At 59.9% G+C, this 18,976-nt stretch carries 19 protein-coding genes; 3 read left to right on the top strand and 16 right to left on the bottom strand.

Annotation, left to right across the window (positions count from 1 at the left end; all coding sequences use genetic code 11):
• The 16 genes from AC1D0Z_RS04245 to AC1D0Z_RS04170 form a co-directional block, all read right to left on the bottom strand.
• Positions 1-366, bottom strand: a 366-nt coding sequence (locus tag AC1D0Z_RS04245; protein ID WP_477657001.1) for a sugar phosphate nucleotidyltransferase, incomplete at its 3' end; no start/stop codon positions are given.
• Positions 359-1,339 (bottom strand): NAD-dependent 4,6-dehydratase LegB, encoded by a 981-nt coding sequence (locus AC1D0Z_RS04240; RefSeq protein WP_477657000.1) that lies wholly within the window; start codon positions 1,337-1,339, stop codon positions 359-361. The genes AC1D0Z_RS04245 and AC1D0Z_RS04240, both read right to left, overlap by 8 nt.
• Positions 1,340-1,369: 30 nt before the next feature.
• A complete protein-coding gene (locus AC1D0Z_RS04235) occupies positions 1,370-2,665 on the bottom strand; it encodes an ABC transporter ATP-binding protein (RefSeq protein WP_477656999.1) in 1,296 nt (431 codons plus the stop codon).
• Between the two features lie 3 nt (positions 2,666-2,668).
• Positions 2,669-3,559, bottom strand: a complete 891-nt coding sequence (locus tag AC1D0Z_RS04230; RefSeq protein WP_477656998.1) for an ABC transporter permease — start codon at positions 3,557-3,559, stop codon at positions 2,669-2,671.
• Complete coding sequence (locus AC1D0Z_RS04225; RefSeq protein WP_477656997.1) at positions 3,556-4,662, bottom strand: DegT/DnrJ/EryC1/StrS family aminotransferase; 1,107 nt, start codon at positions 4,660-4,662, stop codon at positions 3,556-3,558. Before AC1D0Z_RS04225 ends, AC1D0Z_RS04230 begins: the two co-directional genes overlap by 4 nt.
• Positions 4,659-5,027 (bottom strand): sugar 3,4-ketoisomerase, encoded by a 369-nt coding sequence (locus AC1D0Z_RS04220; RefSeq protein WP_477656996.1) that lies wholly within the window; start codon positions 5,025-5,027, stop codon positions 4,659-4,661. The genes AC1D0Z_RS04225 and AC1D0Z_RS04220 overlap by 4 nt, the downstream gene beginning before the upstream one ends.
• The gene (locus AC1D0Z_RS04215) at positions 5,024-6,400 is read right to left on the bottom strand and encodes a UDP-glucose dehydrogenase family protein (RefSeq protein ID WP_477656995.1); all 1,377 of its coding nucleotides are present in this window, start codon (positions 6,398-6,400) and stop codon (positions 5,024-5,026) included. Before AC1D0Z_RS04215 ends, AC1D0Z_RS04220 begins: the two co-directional genes overlap by 4 nt.
• Positions 6,397-7,365: a GDP-L-fucose synthase gene (fcl, locus tag AC1D0Z_RS04210; RefSeq protein ID WP_477656994.1), complete on the bottom strand. Its 969-nt coding sequence runs from the start codon at positions 7,363-7,365 to the stop codon at positions 6,397-6,399. Before fcl ends, AC1D0Z_RS04215 begins: the two co-directional genes overlap by 4 nt.
• A gap of 3 nt (positions 7,366-7,368) precedes the next feature.
• Positions 7,369-8,493, bottom strand: coding sequence for a GDP-mannose 4,6-dehydratase (gene gmd / locus AC1D0Z_RS04205; protein ID WP_477656993.1), 1,125 nt, complete (start codon positions 8,491-8,493; stop codon positions 7,369-7,371).
• Positions 8,490-9,944 (bottom strand): mannose-1-phosphate guanylyltransferase/mannose-6-phosphate isomerase, encoded by a 1,455-nt coding sequence (locus AC1D0Z_RS04200; protein ID WP_477656992.1) that lies wholly within the window; start codon positions 9,942-9,944, stop codon positions 8,490-8,492. Before AC1D0Z_RS04200 ends, gmd begins: the two co-directional genes overlap by 4 nt.
• Positions 9,941-10,264, bottom strand: a complete 324-nt coding sequence (locus AC1D0Z_RS04195; RefSeq protein WP_477656991.1) for a MarR family EPS-associated transcriptional regulator — start codon at positions 10,262-10,264, stop codon at positions 9,941-9,943. Before AC1D0Z_RS04195 ends, AC1D0Z_RS04200 begins: the two co-directional genes overlap by 4 nt.
• 76 nt (positions 10,265-10,340) lie before the next feature.
• The gene (gene rfbC, locus AC1D0Z_RS04190) at positions 10,341-10,883 is read right to left on the bottom strand and encodes a dTDP-4-dehydrorhamnose 3,5-epimerase (RefSeq protein ID WP_477656990.1); all 543 of its coding nucleotides are present in this window, start codon (positions 10,881-10,883) and stop codon (positions 10,341-10,343) included.
• Between the two features lie 6 nt (positions 10,884-10,889).
• The gene (gene rfbA, locus AC1D0Z_RS04185; RefSeq protein ID WP_477656989.1) at positions 10,890-11,777 is read right to left on the bottom strand and encodes a glucose-1-phosphate thymidylyltransferase RfbA; all 888 of its coding nucleotides are present in this window, start codon (positions 11,775-11,777) and stop codon (positions 10,890-10,892) included.
• Positions 11,778-11,840: 63 nt separating this feature from the next.
• Positions 11,841-12,758 (bottom strand): dTDP-4-dehydrorhamnose reductase, encoded by a 918-nt coding sequence (rfbD, locus tag AC1D0Z_RS04180; RefSeq protein WP_477656988.1) that lies wholly within the window; start codon positions 12,756-12,758, stop codon positions 11,841-11,843.
• On the bottom strand, positions 12,755-13,819 hold the full coding sequence (rfbB, locus tag AC1D0Z_RS04175) for a dTDP-glucose 4,6-dehydratase (RefSeq protein ID WP_477656987.1): 1,065 nt from the start codon (positions 13,817-13,819) through the stop codon (positions 12,755-12,757). Before rfbB ends, rfbD begins: the two co-directional genes overlap by 4 nt.
• A gap of 137 nt (positions 13,820-13,956) precedes the next feature.
• Positions 13,957-15,942, bottom strand: a complete 1,986-nt coding sequence (locus AC1D0Z_RS04170) for an SDR family oxidoreductase (RefSeq protein ID WP_477656986.1) — start codon at positions 15,940-15,942, stop codon at positions 13,957-13,959.
• Positions 15,943-16,206: 264 nt separating this feature from the next.
• On the opposite strand from AC1D0Z_RS04170, the gene AC1D0Z_RS04165 reads away from it, so the two are divergent.
• The 3 genes from AC1D0Z_RS04165 (at position 16,207) to AC1D0Z_RS04155 (ending at position 18,942) form a co-directional block, all read left to right on the top strand.
• On the top strand, positions 16,207-16,710 hold the full coding sequence (locus AC1D0Z_RS04165) for a phasin family protein (protein WP_477656985.1): 504 nt from the start codon (positions 16,207-16,209) through the stop codon (positions 16,708-16,710).
• Positions 16,711-16,836: 126 nt separating this feature from the next.
• Positions 16,837-18,132 (top strand): patatin-like phospholipase family protein, encoded by a 1,296-nt coding sequence (locus AC1D0Z_RS04160; RefSeq protein WP_477656984.1) that lies wholly within the window; start codon positions 16,837-16,839, stop codon positions 18,130-18,132.
• Positions 18,133-18,282: 150 nt separating this feature from the next.
• Positions 18,283-18,942, top strand: coding sequence for a TetR/AcrR family transcriptional regulator (locus AC1D0Z_RS04155; RefSeq protein WP_477656983.1), 660 nt, complete (start codon positions 18,283-18,285; stop codon positions 18,940-18,942).
• Positions 18,943-18,976 lie beyond the last annotated feature (34 nt).

Below are 18,976 nucleotides of genomic sequence, written 5' to 3'. Positions count from 1 at the left end.
CGTATGCGCATTGTGGAACTCAGCGTAGTCCAGGTCGGTGAGAATGTCGCCGTTCATGACCAGGAAGTTGTCCGGCAGGTCCTTGATGAGCTTGAGTGGCCCCATCGTGCCGAGCGGCTGGTCTTCGAGCGAATAGTCGATGCGAATTCCCCAGCGCTCACCATTCTGGAAGAACGCCTTGATGATTTCAGCCTGGTGATTGACCGCCAGCGTAATGTGATCAAAACCAGCCTTGACGAGCTGGCGCACGATCACTTCGAGGATCGGGTATTCGCCGATCGGCATCAGGGGCTTGGGCAACACTACGGTGTAGGGCCTCAGGCGCGTGCCTTTGCCGCCGGCAAGAATGACTGCCCGCTTAGACATTGAACATTCCTGGTTTGTAGCGTTTAAAGTTTTCGGGAAGCTTGAGCCAGTCGACAGTCGCGCGCAATCCCGCCTCAAGGTCATACGCCGGTTGATGGCCCGTCAGCGCCTGGATCTTCCGGTTATCGCAGCACAGGCGCTCAACCTCGCTGGCAGCCGGCCTCAACCGCTGCTCATCGCATTCAATTTCGACCTCCACGTCGAGGATTCGGCCAATCAACCTGACAGTGTCACCCACTGATATCTCGCCGCCAGAACCAATGTTGACGGTCTGCCCAACCGCACCGGCGCATTCGGCGAGGGCAAGAAATCCAGCGCAGGTATCAAGCACAAAATTGAAATCACGGGTGGGGGTGATGCTGCCGAGCTTGATCTTGCGGCTGCCCGCCAGCAATTGGCTGATCACGGTTGGAATCACCGCGCGAGCGGACTGCCGGGGACCGTAGGTATTGAACGGACGCGCAATGGTGACTGGAAGCCCGAAACTGCTGAAATAGCTGAAGGCAAGCGCATCCGCAGCAATCTTGGTGGCCGAATAGGGCGACTGAGCCTGCAGCGGATGCTCTTCGCTGATCGGCACGAACTGTGCGGTGCCGTAAACCTCGCTCGTGGAGGTATGGATCACGCGTTTTACGCCGGTATCCAGGGCAGCCTGCAACACATTGAGCGTACCCTGCACATTGGTGTCCACATAGCTTGAAGGCGCGTGGTAAGAATAAGGAATCGCGATCAATGCGGCCAGGTGGAATACCGTGTCGATGCCCCCGGAGATCAGCCGCATCTGGGCCGGATCACGCACATCGCCGAGCACGACTTCAATATCGTTGCGGCAAGGCGAATCGTCGAGCCATCCCCAACTGGAGAACGAGTTGTACTGACATAGGGCTCGCACGGAATACCCAGCCTTGACAAGGCTCTCGACAAGATGCGAGCCGATAAAACCATCTGCTCCGGTAACAAGTACTTTTTTCACGCTATTTCATCCCAACGATAAGACCAGGCATTAGAGTTTTTCGATTTCCCAAGGGAACTGAAGTGCCGAGACCGACGGTTTTCGGTTCTGTCCCAGCATCTGGATAACACCAACGTTGTCCTCGACTTCGAATTGCACTCCCTCCGCAACGGAGAATATGGAGAAGCGCGACGAAATCCCTACCCGTATGGAATAAGACCCCGTATTGAGCAGGCAGGCCGGGAACCGGAGGAGCGACCTGTACTTGCCCGGTTCGCGCGTTTCAAGCCGCCGGACATCCAGTTCCGGGTCAGAAAGGCTGTAAAGACATGTATAGCCATCATCCGCAATGATCTGCAGGCCCACGCTGAGACCGGACATGGCCTCGCGGATTTCGTATTCAACCTCTACTGAAAAGGGCTCGGTAAGCTCCAGCGGGCCGTCGTAGACACCGCGAGCGTTGAGGGCTGCAACCTTGTAGATGACTGCCTTCCCGTCGACGGATTCCGGTGCAATGGAATACAAGGCCTTGCCACCGCCATTCTCACTGTCGTTGAGATAGGTTCTGATGACATCACTGGTGGCGCCCGTATCGGCAACCTTGCCGTCCGACATCAGGATTGCCGTCGGGCAGATGCTGCTGATGGCGGTCAGGTTGTGGCTGACAAAAAGAATCGTCCTTCCGCTTTTGCCAACTTCCTGCATGCGGCCCATGCACTTCTTCTGGAAATTGATATCGCCGACCGCGAGCACCTCGTCGACCAGAAGAATCTCAGGCTCCAGATGCGCCGCAACCGAGAAGGCCAGCCGTACATACATGCCTGACGAATAGCGCTTGACCGGTGTATCGATGAATTGCCCAATTTCGGCAAACTCAACGATCTGTTCGAATTTTGCAGTGACCTCAGCCTTCGACATTCCGAGAATCGCACCGTTAAGGAAAACATTCTCGCGGCCGGTGAGCTCTGGATGGAACCCGGTGCCGACTTCCAGCAGGCTTGCAACACGCCCCTTGAGGCCAATGTATCCCCTGGTGGGCGCGGTGATCCGGGAAATGACCTTGAGCAAGGTCGACTTGCCGGCTCCGTTGCGCCCGATCACCCCAACAATGTCGCCGCGGCCGACCTCAAAGGAAACGTCGTTGAGTGCGTGGAACAGGTCGCCTTCAATACGGGCATGGTCGCGTTTCTGCGTGGCGAGCTCCTTGATCTCGGCATTGGGATCAGAACGACCGCGGTAACGCGCCCACCAGCTCTGCATGTCGCGATAAAGCGTGCCATGGTTGATAACACCAAGGCGGTATTCTTTGCTGATGTGCTCAGCGCGGATAACGATATCGTTGCTCATGGCTTACACCGTGTCCATGGCAAGGGACTCGGCCCGGGAAAAAAGAATGACACCCGCAACCAGAAGCCCGACAGTCACCGCAAGGTTAGCCGCCCAGATGGACAGACCTACTCCAGGGGCGCCAAACATCGCCATGCGAAGGGTTTCGATCGGTGCGGTCATTGGGTTGAGGTGAAAAAACCATTGGTATTTGGCGGGAATCTGCGTGAACGGATAGACGACCGGCGTGGCGTACATCCAGAGCTGAATCACAAAACCAGTAACGTACGCCAGGTCACGGAACCGCACCGTCATGGCTGACACGATGAGGCCGACGCCAATGCCCAGCGCCGCGACATACAGAACAAGCAGCGGAACGGCGGCAAAAGCCTGCCAGTGGAGCGACACATCTGCTCCCGACAGCATGAAGCCGATCGTGACCACCGTCAGCAAGGCAAACTGGATTGCAAACGCAACGAGACCACTTAACGCGACCGACAGCGGGACCACCAGCCGGGGGAAATACACCTTCCCGAACAACGAAGCATTTTTTGAAAAGACCTCGGCATTGTTTGAAAGACAAGTCGAGAAGTATGTCCACATCACAATGCCCGACATGTAGAAAAGAAACGGCGGCAAACCATTTGTCGAGATGTTGGCGATCTTGCCGAACACGATGAAATAGGTCAACGCGGTCACCACCGGCTGAATCAGGTACCAGAGGGGGCCGAGAATCGTCTGCTTGTAAAACGTGATGAAGTCGCGCTTGAAGAACATCCACGCCAGATTTCGGTAAGCCCATACGCTGCGAAGGTCGACCGCAATTACTTTGCCGCGAGGCTGGATAACGGTATCCCAGCTTTCGAGGTCATCTCTGGAAATGCCCTGTGGTGCTGTTTTAAGGTCAGAGGTCATGATGTGAGGGCCAGGTCAGACGGAGCACTTGCGAAGATTTCACAGACGCGCTGCACATCGGCGGCCGTATGCCCGTTCGAAATCGGCAAGCTCAGCTCGGTCGCATGCAGCTCATCGGAAATCGGATAGTCGCCCACGAGAATGCCCTGCATCGCTTCCTGGCGATTCGGTGGAATCGGGTAATGCACCTCGGTCTTCACGCCGGCATTCAGAAGGTACTGGCGCAGCGCGTCGCGCTGGGGATGGCGAATACCGTAGATATGGAATACATCGAATTCATCCGCGCGTTGCAAGGGCTTTTGCACCCACGCCGGCAGGTTAGCCGCGTAGACATCCGCCAAGGCACGCTTATGAGACGTCATGCCACCCAGGTGCCTGAGCTTGACGCGCAACAACGCAGCCTGCAACTCATCAAGGCGCGAGTTAATGCCGATGTAACGGTTGACGTACTTCTGCTTTGAGCCATAGTTGCGCAGATGTCGCAGGCGATCAGCCAGCGCGTCATCATCGGTCACTACCGCCCCCGCGTCGCCAACGGCCCCCAGGTTTTTTGTCGGATAGAAACTGAAGCAACCGGCGTCGCCAAAGGTACCGGTCTGCCGGCCACCCAGCTTCGCACCATGCGATTGGGCGCAGTCCTCAATCAGCTTCAGGCCGTGCTCTCTGGCAAAGGCTGATATGGCGTCCATGCGGCAGCTCTTGCCGAACATGTGCGTCACGCAGATCGCCCGCGTATTGCCGGTCAGCGCGCTGGCCAGCAGCGCCGGGTCGATGTTGAAGGTAGCGAGTTCGGGTTCGACCAGCACCGGACGATGACCGGCCCGCAGTACCGCCAGGATCGTGGCGATATAGGTATTCGACGCGACGAGGATGTCGCTACCTTTGGGTAAATCCAGCGCTTCAATCGAGAGGATCAGCGCATCGAGCCCGTTGGCCACCCCGATACAGTGTTTTGCGCCCACATAGGCGGCGAACTCGGCCTCGAAGGCGGTAACTTCCTGGCCCAGCACATACCACCCGGAACGGATCACACGGCTCGCTGCGGCGTCGAGCTCATCCATGAATTGCGCGTTGGACTGCGCCAGGCTTTCGTATTCGATCATGGGTAGCTCTCGCTGATGTAATCGTTTTTGTCGTAGGTATGCGAAGCCATCACCAACAGCACGGCATCCTTTCCAAAAGTCATCGTGTGCCAGTCCTCGGGCTCGACCAGTAAACATTGGGCCGGCGTATTCAGCACAATATCCCGCTGGTGTTTACCGTCGCTCATGTGCACCGATATCTCTCCGTTGACTGCGACCAACGCCTGCCGTGTGACGTGATGCCGGTGGCCACCGCGCGTCTGCCCGGCCGCGTTGTAGATCCAGTAGACGCGCTGAATATCGAACGGCAACCTCTTTTCCAATACCGTGAGGCCGCCACGCGCGTCGTTGACACCCGGCAGTTCCAGGACTGTGAAATCGCTCATGGATGGTGCGGCGTCTGCCGTCCAATACCGCTGTATTCAAAACCGGCGTCGCGCAACGCCGCCGGTTCATAAAGATTTCTACCGTCGAAAATGACCGGCTGGCGCAGCGCTGCGCGCATCGCCGGAAAGTCCGGACTCCGGTAGGCTTTCCACTCAGTCGCTATGACGAGGGCATCGGCGCCCGACAGTGCGTCCATTGCCTGCTCGTGCCAGCTGATCGATGCAAGCCATTCCGGCGTGCCAGCAAGGTCAAGCGCAAGGCTGCGTTTCGCCTCCGCCATCGCAACCGGATCGTTGACCTGCACACGCGCACCGCGCCGCAGCAATTCGCGAACGATCACCCGGCTGGGGGCCGCTCGCATATCGTCGGTATTCGGCTTGAACGCCAGGCCCCAGAGGGCGAACGTGAGGCCACTGAGATTTTCGCCAAAGCGTGCAACGATCTTGTCAACCAGCACAAGCTTCTGGCGGTTGTTGACCTCTTCAACAGCTTCAAGCACATGCAATCGCTGCCCATGCTGAGCAGCGGTTCGCACGAGAGCCTGTACATCCTTGGGAAAACAACTTCCGCCGTATCCGGTTCCCGCATACAGGAAGCTGTAGCCGATGCGCGGGTCGGAGCCTATGCCCTGGCGCACAAGCTCGATGTCTGCGCCCACCTTCTCGGCCAGGTTGGCGAGGTCGTTCATGAAGCTGATACGTGTGGCCAGCATTGCATTGGCCGCATATTTGGTCAACTCGGCGCTGCGCACATCCATCACATGGGTCCGCTCATGGTTTCGGTTGAACGGCGCATACAGCTGGCGCATGATGGCCAATGCTTTCTGTCCCGCGGCGTCACCGGAAACACCCAACACCACGCGGTCGGGCCGCATGAAATCCTCAACGGCCGCACCTTCCTTGAGGAATTCGGGGTTGCTGACAACCGCGAACCCGGTGCTGGCGGCGCCACGTGCCGCGAGCTCCGCAGCGATCACCTCGGTCACCTTGTCTCCGGTGCCGACGGGCACGGTTGACTTGTCAACAACGACCTTGAAGTCGCCCATGTGGCGGCCAATATTGCGCGCGGCAGCCAGTACATATTGCAGGTCAGCGCTTCCGTCTTCATCGGGCGGCGTGCCGACCGCAATGAACTGCACCGCACCATGCGCAACACTGGCGACGATGTCGGTCGAAAACACCAAGCGCCCCGCCGCGACATTGCGCTCAATGATTTCCTTCAACCCGGCTTCGTGGATAGGCACCCCGCCACTGTTGAGAATGTCAATCTTGGACTGGTCAACATCCAGGCAAAAAACATGGTTTCCAAGCTCGGCAAGGCAGGCGCCAGTGACAAGGCCGACGTAACCCGTGCCGATGATTGTGATTTTCATGCCTGCTGCTCCAGTCGCTTGAAGTCTGCGTAAGCCATCGCAAGGCCTTGCTCAAGCCCCACCGCTGCAGACCAGCCAAGCCCGTTAATGCGGCTTGAGTCCATCCACTTGCGCGGCGCGCCGTCCGGCTTGGATGGGTCGAAGGTGATTTCGCCTTCATAACCGACGACACGCGCAACAAGGTGGGCAAGTTCGGCGATAGACACATCACTGCCTGCGCCGACGTTGATATGGGCCTGCATGGGTTCTGTCTGTTCGGCATACTCCGCAGGTTCAAGACCCATGACATGGACACTGGCAGCGGCCATGTCGTCGACATAGAGGAATTCCCGCCTGGGAGTGCCAGTTCCCCAGATCGCCACTTGCGGTACGGCCTTGACCTTGGACTCATGGAAGCGCCGGATCAGCGCCGGGATCACGTGGCTGTTTTCCGGGTGATAGTTGTCACCCGGGCCATAGAGGTTGGTCGGCATGACGCTGCGATAGTCACGGCCATACTGACGGTTGTAGCTCTCGCAAAGCTTGATGCCCGCAATCTTGGCGATCGCATAAGGCTCATTGGTCGGCTCCAGCTTGCCGGTCAGCAGTGCGTCCTCGGTCATGGGTTGCGGCGCGAGCCTGGGATAAATACAACTAGAGCCGAGAAACAGCAGCTTCTGCACGCCATTGGCATGCGCAGCCTGGACCACGTTTGCCTGCATCATGAGGTTGTCATAGATGAATTCGGCCGGGTAGGTGTTGTTGGCGTGGATGCCGCCAACTTTTGCAGCAGCCAGGTACACCTCGGCAGGTTTTTCTTTCGCGAAAAATTCGTTAACTGCCTGCTGATTCACGAGGTCGAGCTCCGCATGCATGCGCGTGATGATGCACTGTGGGTCGTGCCCCCTCGCAATGAGCGCACGGACGATCGCACCTCCCACCATTCCCCGATGGCCTGCGACGTAGATCTTTGCCTGCTGGTCCATCTATCAGTTTTCCTTGCTCACAGGTACGGCATAGCCGTGGCGCTTGAGAAGCGCATGCTGGCGGGCATTTTCGAGATCGTGGGCGACCATCTCCTGCACCATTTCGTCGAGCGTGATTTCGGGAATCCAGCCGAGCTCTTTTTTCGCCTTGGAGGGATCACCCAGCAGGGTTTCGACTTCGGCGGGCCGGAAGTAATGCGCATCAACCTTGACGATGACATCGCCGACCTTGACGGCTGGCGCCTTATCGCCCTCGATCGCACGCACGACAGCGTGCTCGCCGACGCCGGTTCCCTCGAATGCGAGGGTAATGCCAAGCTGCAAGGCGGATTTTTCGATAAATTGACGCACGGTGTACTGCACACCCGTTGCAATTACATAATCTTTGGGCGCGTCCTGCTGCAGCATCATCCACTGCATGCGCACATAGTCCTTGGCATGGCCCCAGTCACGCAATGCGTCCATGTTCCCCATAAAAATGCACTTTTCAAGGCCGAGCGCAATGTTGGCCAGGCCACGCGTGATCTTGCGCGTCACGAAGGTCTCACCACGGCGCGGACTTTCATGGTTGAACAGGATGCCATTGCAGGCATAGAGGCCGTAGGCCTCGCGGTAGTTGACCGTGATCCAGTAGGCGTAGAGCTTGGCCACGCCATACGGGCTTCTTGGATAAAAAGGCGTGGTTTCCTTCTGCGGCGTCTCCTGCACCAGGCCGTACAACTCGGAAGTCGATGCCTGGTAGAAACGTGTCTTCTTTTCCAGGCCGAGGATGCGGATCGCCTCAAGCAACCGAAGCGGGCCAATCGCGTCGACATCTGCCGTGTATTCCGGTGACTCAAAGCTCACCGCCACATGGCTTTGCGCACCGAGGTTGTAAACCTCGTCCGGCTGAACCTGCTGCAGGATGCGGGTCAGGTTGCTGCTGTCGGACAGATCGCCGTAATGCAGCACGAAGTTGCGGTGATCGATGTGCGGGTCCTGGTACAGGTGATCGACTCGCTCGGTGTTGAACGAGCTCGCGCGGCGTTTGATACCGTGCACGATGTAGCCCTTTTCAAGAAGGAACTCGGCGAGGTAAGAGCCGTCCTGACCGGTCACGCCGGTGATCAATGCAACTTTTTGGGTCATTTTATTTTTTCAATTCTTCCGTAGGTGTCTTCAAACCGGACGATATCGTCCTCGCCAAGATAGGCTCCGCTTTGCACTTCAATCAGTTCAAGCGGTGTCTTGCCAGGGTTGGTCAGCCGGTGCTTTTGCCCGACCGGGATATAGGTGCTTTGATTTTCCGTGAGCAGCAGGACCTTGTCGCCGTTGACAACTTCCGCGGTGCCGCAGACCACAATCCAGTGCTCGGCGCGATGATGATGCATTTGCAGCGACAGGGAGGCGCCTGGGCGCACCGTGATGCGTTTGACCTGGTGCCGGTCACCGGCATCGACGCAGTCGTACCAGCCCCACGGCCGTGCGACGCGGCGGTGCTGCACCGCCTGGGCCGAGTCAAGCGCTTCGAGCCGTGCGACAACCTCCTTGACCGCTTCGGCATCAGAAGTATGCGCAACCAGCAACGCATCGGGGGTATCGATGATCAGCAGATCTGCGGTACCCAGCGTCATGACCGGACGGCCACCGCTTGCGTGAATATAGGTATTGCGCGAACGCAGGTGATGCGCGTTCCGGGTGTCGCCGCCGGCACGGTTTCCATCCTGTTCCAGCTGCGCCAGACCGGCAACGGCATTCCAGCTGCCGACATCGCTCCAAAGCCCATTAAATGGATAGACCACGACGTTGTCTGCGCGTTCCATGACCGCGTAGTCAATGGACTGGCTCCGGCAGGCCCTGAAAGACTCGGCATGGGGTCGCGTGAACAGCCCGTCTTGCTGCGGCGCATCCATCGCCTGGCGGCAGCTTTCGAGAATATCGGGAGCGTGGGTTTGCAACGCGTCGAGCAATGCACGCGCCTGCATCAGGAATATTCCGGCGTTCCAGAGATACTGGCCGCTACCGAGAAACTCCACGGCCTTATCGAGGGCGGGTTTCTCGACAAACCGCGCGACCTGAAACCCGCCTTCGCCCGTCGAAGCCCCCTTCTGGATATAACCGTACGCCGTACTCGGCATGCTGGGTTGCACACCGAAAGTCACGAGCCGGCCCGCCAGCGCCGCGGGAACCGCGCCGCGCACCATCGCAGCAAAGGCGTCTGCATCCGGGATATGGTGATCAGCCGGACAAAACAGCAGCAAGGCATCTGCCGGTGCAGCCAGCGCGGCGAGGGCCATGGCCGCGGCAGTGTTTCTGGGTTCAGGCTCGAGTATTTGCCTGACCGCCAGTCCGGCATGCTGTGCAACATCGGTCACCAGGAACCGGTGGTCGTCAGAGGCGATGCAGGTGATCGACTCGGGCAGACCGCCCGCCAGCGGCGCCAAGCGCTCCAGGGTAAGCTGCAACAGCGATTTTTCGCCGAACAAGGGAATGAACTGCTTGGGAAATGCCTTGCGCGAAAGCGGCCACAAACGTGTGCCGCTGCCACCGCAAAGCACCACCGGACGGATGGCGACAACTGCCTGGGATGCAAGGGTCATGCCTCTTCCGCCTCTTGGCGAAGCGCCTCTATTTCCTGCTGCAAAACCTCAAACTCGACGAGCTTGCGTTGCAGGAATGCTTTGGTCAGCCGGCTCTTCTCTTCAAGCCCCGCCGGGGTCAATACGTAGGCGTAAGCCAGCTTGTTGTCGCTGCGCTTGAAGTTGCTGGCCTTGACGAGGCCTTTGTCGACAAGCGCGCGCAGACAGTAATTCACCTTGCCAAGACTCACGCCGAAGCGTTCGGCAAGGCTGCGCTGGCTGGCCGCCGGCTCATCCAGGAGCTGGCACAGCAAGTAATAGGGCAGTTCCTGAGGGGTCATGAGTATTGCCGATACAGCCTGTTCAATTGTTGAACGGGGGATTGTAAGTGATACCTTTGATCCGGGTAAAAATAAATCAAAAGGTTTCCACCGCACCGAGAGCCAGTCCCGCCCGATCCTTTGCTGACAGCAGAGGGGCTTGCGCCAGCGGCCATTCGATCGCAAGAGTGGGATCATCCCAGCGCAGGCACCGCTCGTGTTCGGGCGCGTAGTACTCGGTGGTCTTGTACAGCACGTCCGCGCCGTCGCCCAGGACAAGAAACCCATGCGCAAAGCCGGGCGGAACCCATTTTTGCCGGCGATTCGATGCAGAAAGCTCGTCAGCCGTCCATTGGCCAAACGTTGTGGAGCCGCGGCGCAGATCAACCGCGACATCGAAAATTGCGCCGCAGGTCACCCGGACAAGCTTCCCCTGCGGCCGGCCTACCTGGTAGTGCAATCCTCGCAACACACCGCGCATTGAATGGCTGTGGTTGTCCTGGACAAAATGCAGGTCAAGGCCGGTGGCCTGGTTGAAAGCCCTTTCATTGAAGCTTTCCAAAAAGAATCCGCGCGCGTCCTCGAACACCTTCGGCTCGACCAGCAACACCTCAGGGAGCGACGTGGCGACGATCTTCATCGCACTTCAAGCAAGCTGCTGTTCGGTCAGCAAGCGCATGAGGTATTGCCCATAACCGCTCTTGACCAGCGGCCTGGCCAGTTCTTCGAGCTGGGCGGCTGAAATAAACCCCTTGCGCCAGGCGATTTCCTCCGGGCAGGCGATCTTCAAGCCCTGCCGCCGCTCCAGCGTGGCGATGAACTGGCCCGCTTCAAGCAGGCTGTCGTGTGTGCCGGTATCGAGCCAGGCATACCCACGGAACATGACCTGGACATCGAGCGCACCGCGCTCAAGGTAGGAACGGATGACGTCGGTGATCTCAAGCTCGCCACGAACACCCGGCTTGACTTGCTTTGCTACGCCAACGACGTCGTTATCGAAGAAATAGAGTCCCGTTACCGCGTAGCTGCTTTTGGGCTTAACCGGTTTTTCCTCGATGCTCGCGGCTTTGCCTGCCGCATCGAAGGATACAACCCCATAGCGCTCAGGGTCGTGTACATGATAGGCAAAGACAGTCGCGCCTGACGGCTTGGCATCGGCCTCGGCCATCAGCACTGCGAAATCGTGGCCATAAAAAATGTTGTCGCCAAGCACAAGCGCACACGGTGCATCGCCGAGGAATTTTTCGCCAATGATGAAGGCCTGCGCCAGTCCGTCCGGACTGGGCTGCACTGCATATTCGAGCCTGATGCCCCACTGCGAGCCATCACCCAGCAATTGCTGAAAGCGCGGCGTGTCCTGCGGAGTGCTGATGATCAATATGTCGCGCAGTCCCGCCAGCATCAGCGTGCTGAGCGGGTAGTAAATCATCGGCTTGTCATACACCGGCAAAAGCTGCTTGCTCATCGCAAGCGTGGCCGGATGCAGGCGGGTGCCGGAGCCTCCAGCGAGGATGATGCCTTTGCGTTGTGTCATGTCGCCCCTGATGTGAATGATGTAGACCGGAACCGTACGGCCCGCAGCGCCCTTAACTGGCAATTATCGCGTTGCCTGAGAACTCCCGGCCAGCCGGTCGAGCGCCCGCTCCACGCCACGCTCCCAGCGCGGCAGGACGAGGTCCAGCGCCCCGCTTATTTTTGAGCAATCGAGACGGCTGTTAAGCGGCCGGACCGCGGCGGCCCTGCGGCTGTGCGACTTCACAGGCACCAGCTCCCGGGTAGCGATGTCGACGGCCGAAGGGAGGCGCCCCAGGTAGTCCAGGATGTGCCGGGCATAGCCGTGGCGGCTGATTTCACCCGCGGCTGCCAGGTGGTAAAGACCGGCCAGGCCGGGGAAACCGGGCGACCCCAGTGCCGCGCCTATAGCCCGCGCGCTGACGTCGGCCAGCAGGGCCGCGCTGGTAGGTGCGCCAAATTGGTCATCAACGACTTCGATACGCTCCTGCTGCCTGACAAGGCGCAGTATGGCCGTCAGGAAGTTGTCGCCGTCGCCGTACACCCAGCCCGTGCGGAAAATCAGGTGCTTCGGACAGGTCGCCTGGATCCGTTGCTCGCCTTCGAGCTTGCTCCTGCCATACACGTTGAGCGGCGCTGGATCGTCGGATTCACGCCAGGGCCGGCTTCCACGGCCGTCAAATACATAGTCGGTCGAGTAATGGACGAGCCAGGCCCCCAGCCTTGCGGCTTCCAGCGCCAGCAAGGCCGGCGCCTCGGTGTTGATGCGTCCGGCCAGTTCAGGTTCGCTCTCGGCGCGGTCGACTGCCGTGTAGGCCGCAGCATTGACGATCACGTCGGGGCGCAGCTGCCGAATGCCGGCCGCCAGGCCCGCCGGATCACCCAGGTCACCGCAGAAGTCCGTGCTGTGGCGGTCAAGCGCCACCAGGTCGCCCAAGGGTGCAAGGCTGCGCTGCAACTCCCGGCCCAGCTGCCCGTTCTTGCCGAGCAGCAGGAGTTTCAAGCGGCAGCCCCGTACTGCCGGTTGGTCCAGTCGCGGTAGGCGCCGCTCTGCACCCGGTCTACCCATTCTGGGTTTTGCAGGTACCACTGCACCGTCTTGCGGATTCCGGTCTCGAAAGTTTCGGCCGGTTTCCAGCCGAGTTCCTGTTGCAGCTTGCGCGCGTCGATCGCGTAGCGCCGGTCGTGGCCGGGGCGGTCTTTCACAAAGCTGATCTGCGACCGGTAACTACCGCCGTCGGCACGCGGTCGCAGTTCATCCATCAGGGCGCAGACGGTATGGACAATATCAATGTTGGGCATTTCGTTCCAGCCGCCTACGTTATAGGTCTCCCCGGGCTTTCCGGCTTCCAGCACACGGCGCAGCGCGCTGCAGTGGTCCTTGACGTACAGCCAGTCGCGAACCTGCTGGCCGTCGCCATAGACCGGCAGCGGCTTGCCGGCAAGCGCATTGACGATCATCAGCGGGATCAGCTTTTCCGGGAAATGGTAGGGGCCATAGTTGTTGCTGCAGTTGGTTGTGAGGACCGGCAAGCCGTAGGTATGGTGATAGGCGCGCACAAGGTGGTCGCTCGCGGCCTTGGAGGCGGAATACGGACTGTTCGGCTCGTAAGGGTGGGTTTCCGTGAACGCAGCATCGGCAGGCGCAAGCGAGCCATAAACCTCGTCGGTCGAAACATGCAGCAGGCGAAACCCCGCTTTGGCGTCACCCTCCAGCGTACCCCAGTAGGCTTTGACGGCCTCGAGCAGGCGAAAGGTGCCGACGATATTGGTCTGGATAAATTCCTCAGGGCCGAGGATTGAACGATCAACATGCGATTCGGCCGCAAAATGAACGACCGCTCGCGGCCGGTGGGTGGCAAACAGCCGCCCCAGAAGCTCGGCGTCGCCAATGTCACCCTGCACCAGATGATGGCGGCCGTCACCCTCGAGAGAGGTCAGGTTTTCACGGTTCCCCGCATAGGTCAGCTTGTCGAGATTGATGACCGGCTCACCGCCGTCTGCCAACCAGTCGAGCACGAAATTGGAGCCGATAAAGCCGGCACCGCCTGTCACCAAAATCATGGGGTCTCCTTTTTGGCGGCACTGGCCGGCAAGTGCCGCAGCCGCATCTGGACCAGGATTATCTCCCACCTCGCCGCGGGCGAAAAAACGAAAGGCCTGGAAAACCAGGCCCTTCGCGCAATGGCGCTAACAAGCGATCAGAAATGAATCCCGCGCATCATCTGCTGCATCGCCACCGCTTCGGCCGACAGCGTCGGTTTGGTGGATTTCTCACCCTTGGCGGCTGATGAATCGGGGAACATCCGGAAGCTGGTGTTCATGGCGATCTGGGCGATGCGCGGCACCAGCGCATGCATGAGCTGGCCGGTGATGCCGAGGCGGGTGGCCACGCGAACCGGCTTGAAGATGCAGGCCTGCGCAATCATGTCGGCGGCTTCTTCAGGGGAGAGCGTTGGCACGTTGTTGTACAGGTTGGTCGGCGCAATCATGGGCGTACGCACCAGCGGCATGTTGATGGTCGTAAAGCTGATGCCCACATCCGCGAACTCACTGGAGGCGCAGCGCGTCCACGCATCCAGCGCGGCCTTGGAGGCGACGTACGCCGAGAAGCGCGGTGCATTGGTCAACACACCGATGGAGCTGATGTTGACCACATGGCCCTTGCGCTTGGCCGCCATGCCGGGCAGCAGGCCCATGGTCACGCGCAAGCAGCCGAAGTAATTGAGCTGCATGGTGCGCTCGTAATCGTGGAAGCGGTCGTAGCTGGCTTCGATGGCGCGGCGGATGGACCGGCCCGCGTTGTTGATCAGGAAATCCACGCCGCCGTGGTTGGCGATCAGCTCCTGGATGAAGCGGTCGCAGTCGGCCATGTCGGCGATGTCGGCCGGGTAAGCCACAAAGTTATAGCCCTTGGCCTTGGCTTCCTTGCAGGCTTCGTCGAGCTTGTCCTGGTCGCGCCCGCAGATGATGGTGATGGCGCCGGCATCAGCAAACTTGTGTGCCGCCGCCAGGCCGATGCCCGATGATCCCCCGGTGACCAGCACCACCTTGCCGTTGACCGTGCCCCGCAGCGAGCGGTCGATGTGCAGGTCCGGGTCCAGGTGGCGCTCCCAGTAATCCCAGAGGCGCCAGGCGTAGTCTTTGAGGTTCGGGCACTCAATGCCCGAGCCCTTGAGCGCGGCCATGGTGTCGCGGCAGTCAAAGCGGGTCGGGTAGTTGACAAATGTCAGCATGTCTTCGGGCAGGCCGAGGTCGGCCAGCACCGCATTGCGCACACGGCGTACCGGCGCCAGCGCCATCAGGCTCTTTTTGACGCCGCGCGGAATGAAGCCCAGCAAGGCGGCGTTCACGAACAGGTTCATCTTGGGCGCATGGGCCGCGCGGCTGAAGATGTCCAGTACATCACCCACGCGGTAGCCCACCGGGTCCACCAGATGAAAGCATTTTTTGGCAATGCCGGCCTTGTGGCTGAGGTGGTCCAGCGCATCAACGACAAAGTCGACCGGAACGATATTGACCCGTCCGCCTTCGAGCCCCACCGCCGGCATCCAGGGCGGCAGCAGCTGCCGCATGCGCTGGATCAGCTTGAAGAAGTAATACGGCCCGTCAATCTTGTCCATTTCGCCGGTGGTGCTGTCGCCGACCACCATGGCCGGGCGAAACACCGTCCAGGGAACCTTGCATTCCTTGCGCACGATTTTTTCGCTCTCGTGCTTGGTCATGAAGTAGGGGTGTTCGTAGTTTTCGGCTTCCTCGAACATGTCTTCCCGGAACACGCCTTCATAGAGGCCCGCTGCGGCGATGGAGCTCACATGGTGAAAGTGGCCGGCATCAATCGCCTTGGCGAATTCCACCGTGTTGCGGGTGCCGTCAATGTTGACGGCTACCTGGCTTTCCTCGTCGGCGCCCAGGTCATACACCGCCGCGAGGTGGTAAAAATGCCCGACCTGCCCCTTGAGTTTCTTGATGTCTTCGCTGCTGACACCGAGCTTTTTGCTGGTCAGGTCGCCGTGCACAGCCACCGCACGGGCAGCAGGCACACCCCAATACTCGCGCAGTGCTGCCACTTTGCCGGCGCTTTCCTTGCGGATAAGGAAATGAACGGTCGTTCCTTTTCGTTCCAGAAGTTTTTTTACCAGGCGCTTGCCAATGAAGCCTGTGGCCCCTGTAACGAAATAATGCATTTTGTGTTTCCTCCGCTGAACGGCCAAGTCAAAAAGTGATTCTTGCTTAAAGCGCATAAGTCTCTATTCAGCAGAAACCCGCGCTCACCCGCCTCGCACGTGCTTTTCCATAGAGCCGCCTGCCTAGAACCTGCCCACGGATTAAACAGACCGCGTTCTAGAACACAGCACCTAAACACCACCACGTGGAGGCCTTATATTTTCCGGGTGCATGCGGCATACTGCCCGCGAAGTTCCATAAACACAAACTGTCTGGAGTAACCCATGGTCAAGAAATTGCAAAAAATGAGCGCTGACAAGAAGTCCGGTCCACAGCTGTCTGGGGCCGTCAAGGAGTCCGCCCAGCAGATTTGGCTCGCCGGCCTGGGCGCTTTCTCCAAGGCGCAAGAAGAAGGCGGCAAAGTGTTTGAGACCCTGGTCAAGGAAGGCCTGTCCATCCAGCGCAAGACCCAGGCCGTGGCCGAAGGAAAGATCTCCGAAGCCACCAACAAGATGGCCAGCATGGCGACCGACATCCAGTCCAAAGCCGGACACCAGTGGGACAAGCTGGAAAACATCTTCGAAGACCGCGTGGCCAAAGCCCTGAACAAACTCGGCGTGCCTTCGGCCAAAGACGTGGACGCACTGATCGCACGCATCGACGAGCTCAACCGCAATGTGCAAAAAATGAGCGGCAAGCCAGCTGCCAAAACCGCAGCGGCAAAACCCGCAGCAAAAAAGGCGGCCCGCCCCGCGGCAAAACGCCCCGCTGCACGCAAATCGGCCTGAGGACACGGTGCTCTGGAAAAAGGGACATGCCGTCCCTTTTTTTACGCCCGCGCGCAATCACCCAATGCCCCGACTTTGCTGCAAAGCAGCAAATAGATCCAGGGCCGCCGTCTACACTTTCCAGCCATGACCCAAGCGAAGCACGCCAAAAGTAAACGCCCAACAAAACCGCGCATTGCGTTGGCCCTCTCTGGCGGTGGACCGTTGGGTGCCATCTACGAAATCGGTGCGCTGTGCGCGCTTGACGAATCCCTGCACGGGCTTTCATTCACCGGACTGGACCACTATGTCGGCGTGTCCGCCGGCGGCTTTATTGCCGCGGGCCTGGCCAACGGCATGACACCGCGTGAACTGTGCGCCGCCTTCATTGAAAACGACGACCAGGCGTCGGAGGTGTTTGACCCGGCCTGGCTGATGGTGCCGGCGTACGGCGAATTTCTGCGGCGCAGCATCATGCTGCCCGGCCTGCTGGCGTCGGCGGCCTGGCGCGCCACCTTCGGGCGCAAGTCGCTGGTCAATGCGCTGGAGGCGCTGGGCCCGGCACTGCCGACTGGTATTTTCTCCAACGACGAAATCGACACGCGCCTGGCCGCGCTGTTTTCCAAACCCGGCCGCACCAACGACTTTCGCCAGCTCCGCACGCGGCTGACACTGGTCGCGACGAACCTTGACAGCGGCGACGCCGCGCCCTTCGGCCGCCCCGGCTGGGACCACGTTCCAATCTCCAAAGCCGTACAGGCCAGCTCTGCCCTGCCGGGCCTCTTTCCGCCGGTGGAGATCGACCGCCATTACTACGTGGACGGTGCCCTGAAAAAGACCATGCACGCCGGCGTGGCCCTGGACGACGGCGTTGACCTGATGTTCTGCCTGAACCCGCTCGTGCCCTTCAACGCCACCCGCGCGCCGGCGCTGGCCATGAACCAGCGTGTCATGCGCCGCGGCCTGCCAGCCGAAAAGCAGGCGATTCCGCGCATCGTGAACGGCGGCCTGCCCGCCGTGATGAGCCAGACCTTCCGCTCAATGATCCATTCGCGGCTGGAACTTGGCATGAAGCACTACGCGCACGCCTACCCCGGCACCGACATCGTGCTGCTGGAACCCGACGCCCGCGACACCGAGATGTTCCTGGCTAATACCTTCAGCTACCGGCAGCGCCGCGAACTGGCCGAGCATGCCTACCAGAACACCCGGCAGATGCTGCGCTCGCGCAAGACCACGCTGGCGGCCACGCTGGCGCGGCACGGCGTGTCGCTGAACCTGGACGTGCTGGAAGACCCCCGGCGCCACCTGGTGGCCGAAAGGCCCGCGGCCACCCGCCTGGGCCGCGCCATTGCCTCGCTGGAAGACGCAATGGAAGATCTGAGCCACGTGCTGCGCCCGGCTGCCGGCAAGCTGTCCGCCCCGGCGCCGGCCCCGGCTTAAACAAAGGTTTTCCAAATACCTGCCAAAGATTGCCAAAGTTGCGCCATGCTGGTTACGCCCCCTCACACACCCCCGCAGATTGCTGGACTTCCCTAGTGCCGCGCAGGGAACCGGTGGGTTAGAGTCAAGAAAACACAAGGTAGACAACTTATGGCGAAAAAAGCGCCGCGCCGTACAGCCGAGCGGATCCTGGAGGTCACCCTGGACCTGTTCAACCGCTTTGGCGAACCCAATGTGTCGACCACCCTGATCTCCGCCGAGCTCAACATCAGCCCCGGCAACCTGTACTACCACTACCCGGCCAAAGACGAGCTGATCAACTCGCTCTTTGACCGCTACGAAAAGTCCCTGAGCGAGCTGCTCAATGCCAGCGACGGCGTGCGCGATGTGGAAGACGCCTGGTTTTTCATGCACACGCTGTTCGAGCTGATCTGGCAATACCGCTTTTTGTACCGCGACCTCAACGACCTGCTGAGCAAAAACCGCCGGCTCGAAACGCACTTCCAGTGGGTCCTCAAAAACAAGACCCGCGCCGTGAAAGCCCTGCTGGACGGCATGAGCCGAACCGGCGCCGTGACGATTGATTCGCGCGAGGTCGAGGCCACGGCCACCAGCATGGTGGTGGTACTGACTTACTGGCTGAGTTTTGAGTACGTGCGCGACCCGCGCAACGCGCTGGAGCCGGCCAATGCGCAGGCCGCCTTGCTGCGCGGCGCCCACCACGTGCTCAACCTGCTGATTCCCTACCTCGAGCAAGGCCAGCGTGCGCATTTGCAGGCGCTGGTAGGCGCCTACAGCAACCCGGCTTGAGCGCCCTCACAACGCCGCATTCATAACACCAACA

It is taken from the genome of Polaromonas sp. P1_E3 (assembly GCF_056405935.1).
The sequence above is the reverse complement of the archived record's forward strand: the minus strand, read 5'-3'. Positions and strand labels throughout refer to the sequence as shown.

Bases quoted from the DNA above. Each gene is read 5' to 3' on its own strand.
- rfbA (WP_477656989.1), bottom strand. From the start codon at position 11,777: ATGACACAACGCAAAGGCATCATCCTCGCTGGAGGCTCCGGCACCCGC.
- gmd (WP_477656993.1), bottom strand. From the start codon at position 8,493: ATGACCCAAAAAGTTGCATTGATCACCGGCGTGACCGGTCAGGACGGC.
- AC1D0Z_RS04195 (WP_477656991.1), bottom strand. From the start codon at position 10,264: ATGACCCCTCAGGAACTGCCCTATTACTTGCTGTGCCAGCTCCTGGAT.
- AC1D0Z_RS04155 (WP_477656983.1), top strand. From the start codon at position 18,283: ATGGCGAAAAAAGCGCCGCGCCGTACAGCCGAGCGGATCCTGGAGGTC.
- AC1D0Z_RS04230 (WP_477656998.1), bottom strand. From the start codon at position 3,559: ATGACCTCTGACCTTAAAACAGCACCACAGGGCATTTCCAGAGATGAC.
- AC1D0Z_RS04165 (WP_477656985.1), top strand. From the start codon at position 16,207: ATGGTCAAGAAATTGCAAAAAATGAGCGCTGACAAGAAGTCCGGTCCA.
- AC1D0Z_RS04200 (WP_477656992.1), bottom strand. From the start codon at position 9,944: ATGACCCTTGCATCCCAGGCAGTTGTCGCCATCCGTCCGGTGGTGCTT.
- AC1D0Z_RS04160 (WP_477656984.1), top strand. From the start codon at position 16,837: ATGACCCAAGCGAAGCACGCCAAAAGTAAACGCCCAACAAAACCGCGC.
- rfbB (WP_477656987.1), bottom strand. From the start codon at position 13,819: ATGATTTTGGTGACAGGCGGTGCCGGCTTTATCGGCTCCAATTTCGTG.
- AC1D0Z_RS04215 (WP_477656995.1), bottom strand. From the start codon at position 6,400: ATGAAAATCACAATCATCGGCACGGGTTACGTCGGCCTTGTCACTGGC.
- AC1D0Z_RS04225 (WP_477656997.1), bottom strand. From the start codon at position 4,662: ATGATCGAATACGAAAGCCTGGCGCAGTCCAACGCGCAATTCATGGAT.
- rfbC (WP_477656990.1), bottom strand. From the start codon at position 10,883: ATGAAGATCGTCGCCACGTCGCTCCCTGAGGTGTTGCTGGTCGAGCCG.
- AC1D0Z_RS04235 (WP_477656999.1), bottom strand. From the start codon at position 2,665: ATGAGCAACGATATCGTTATCCGCGCTGAGCACATCAGCAAAGAATAC.
- fcl (WP_477656994.1), bottom strand. From the start codon at position 7,365: ATGGACCAGCAGGCAAAGATCTACGTCGCAGGCCATCGGGGAATGGTG.
- AC1D0Z_RS04170 (WP_477656986.1), bottom strand. From the start codon at position 15,942: ATGCATTATTTCGTTACAGGGGCCACAGGCTTCATTGGCAAGCGCCTG.
- AC1D0Z_RS04220 (WP_477656996.1), bottom strand. From the start codon at position 5,027: ATGAGCGATTTCACAGTCCTGGAACTGCCGGGTGTCAACGACGCGCGT.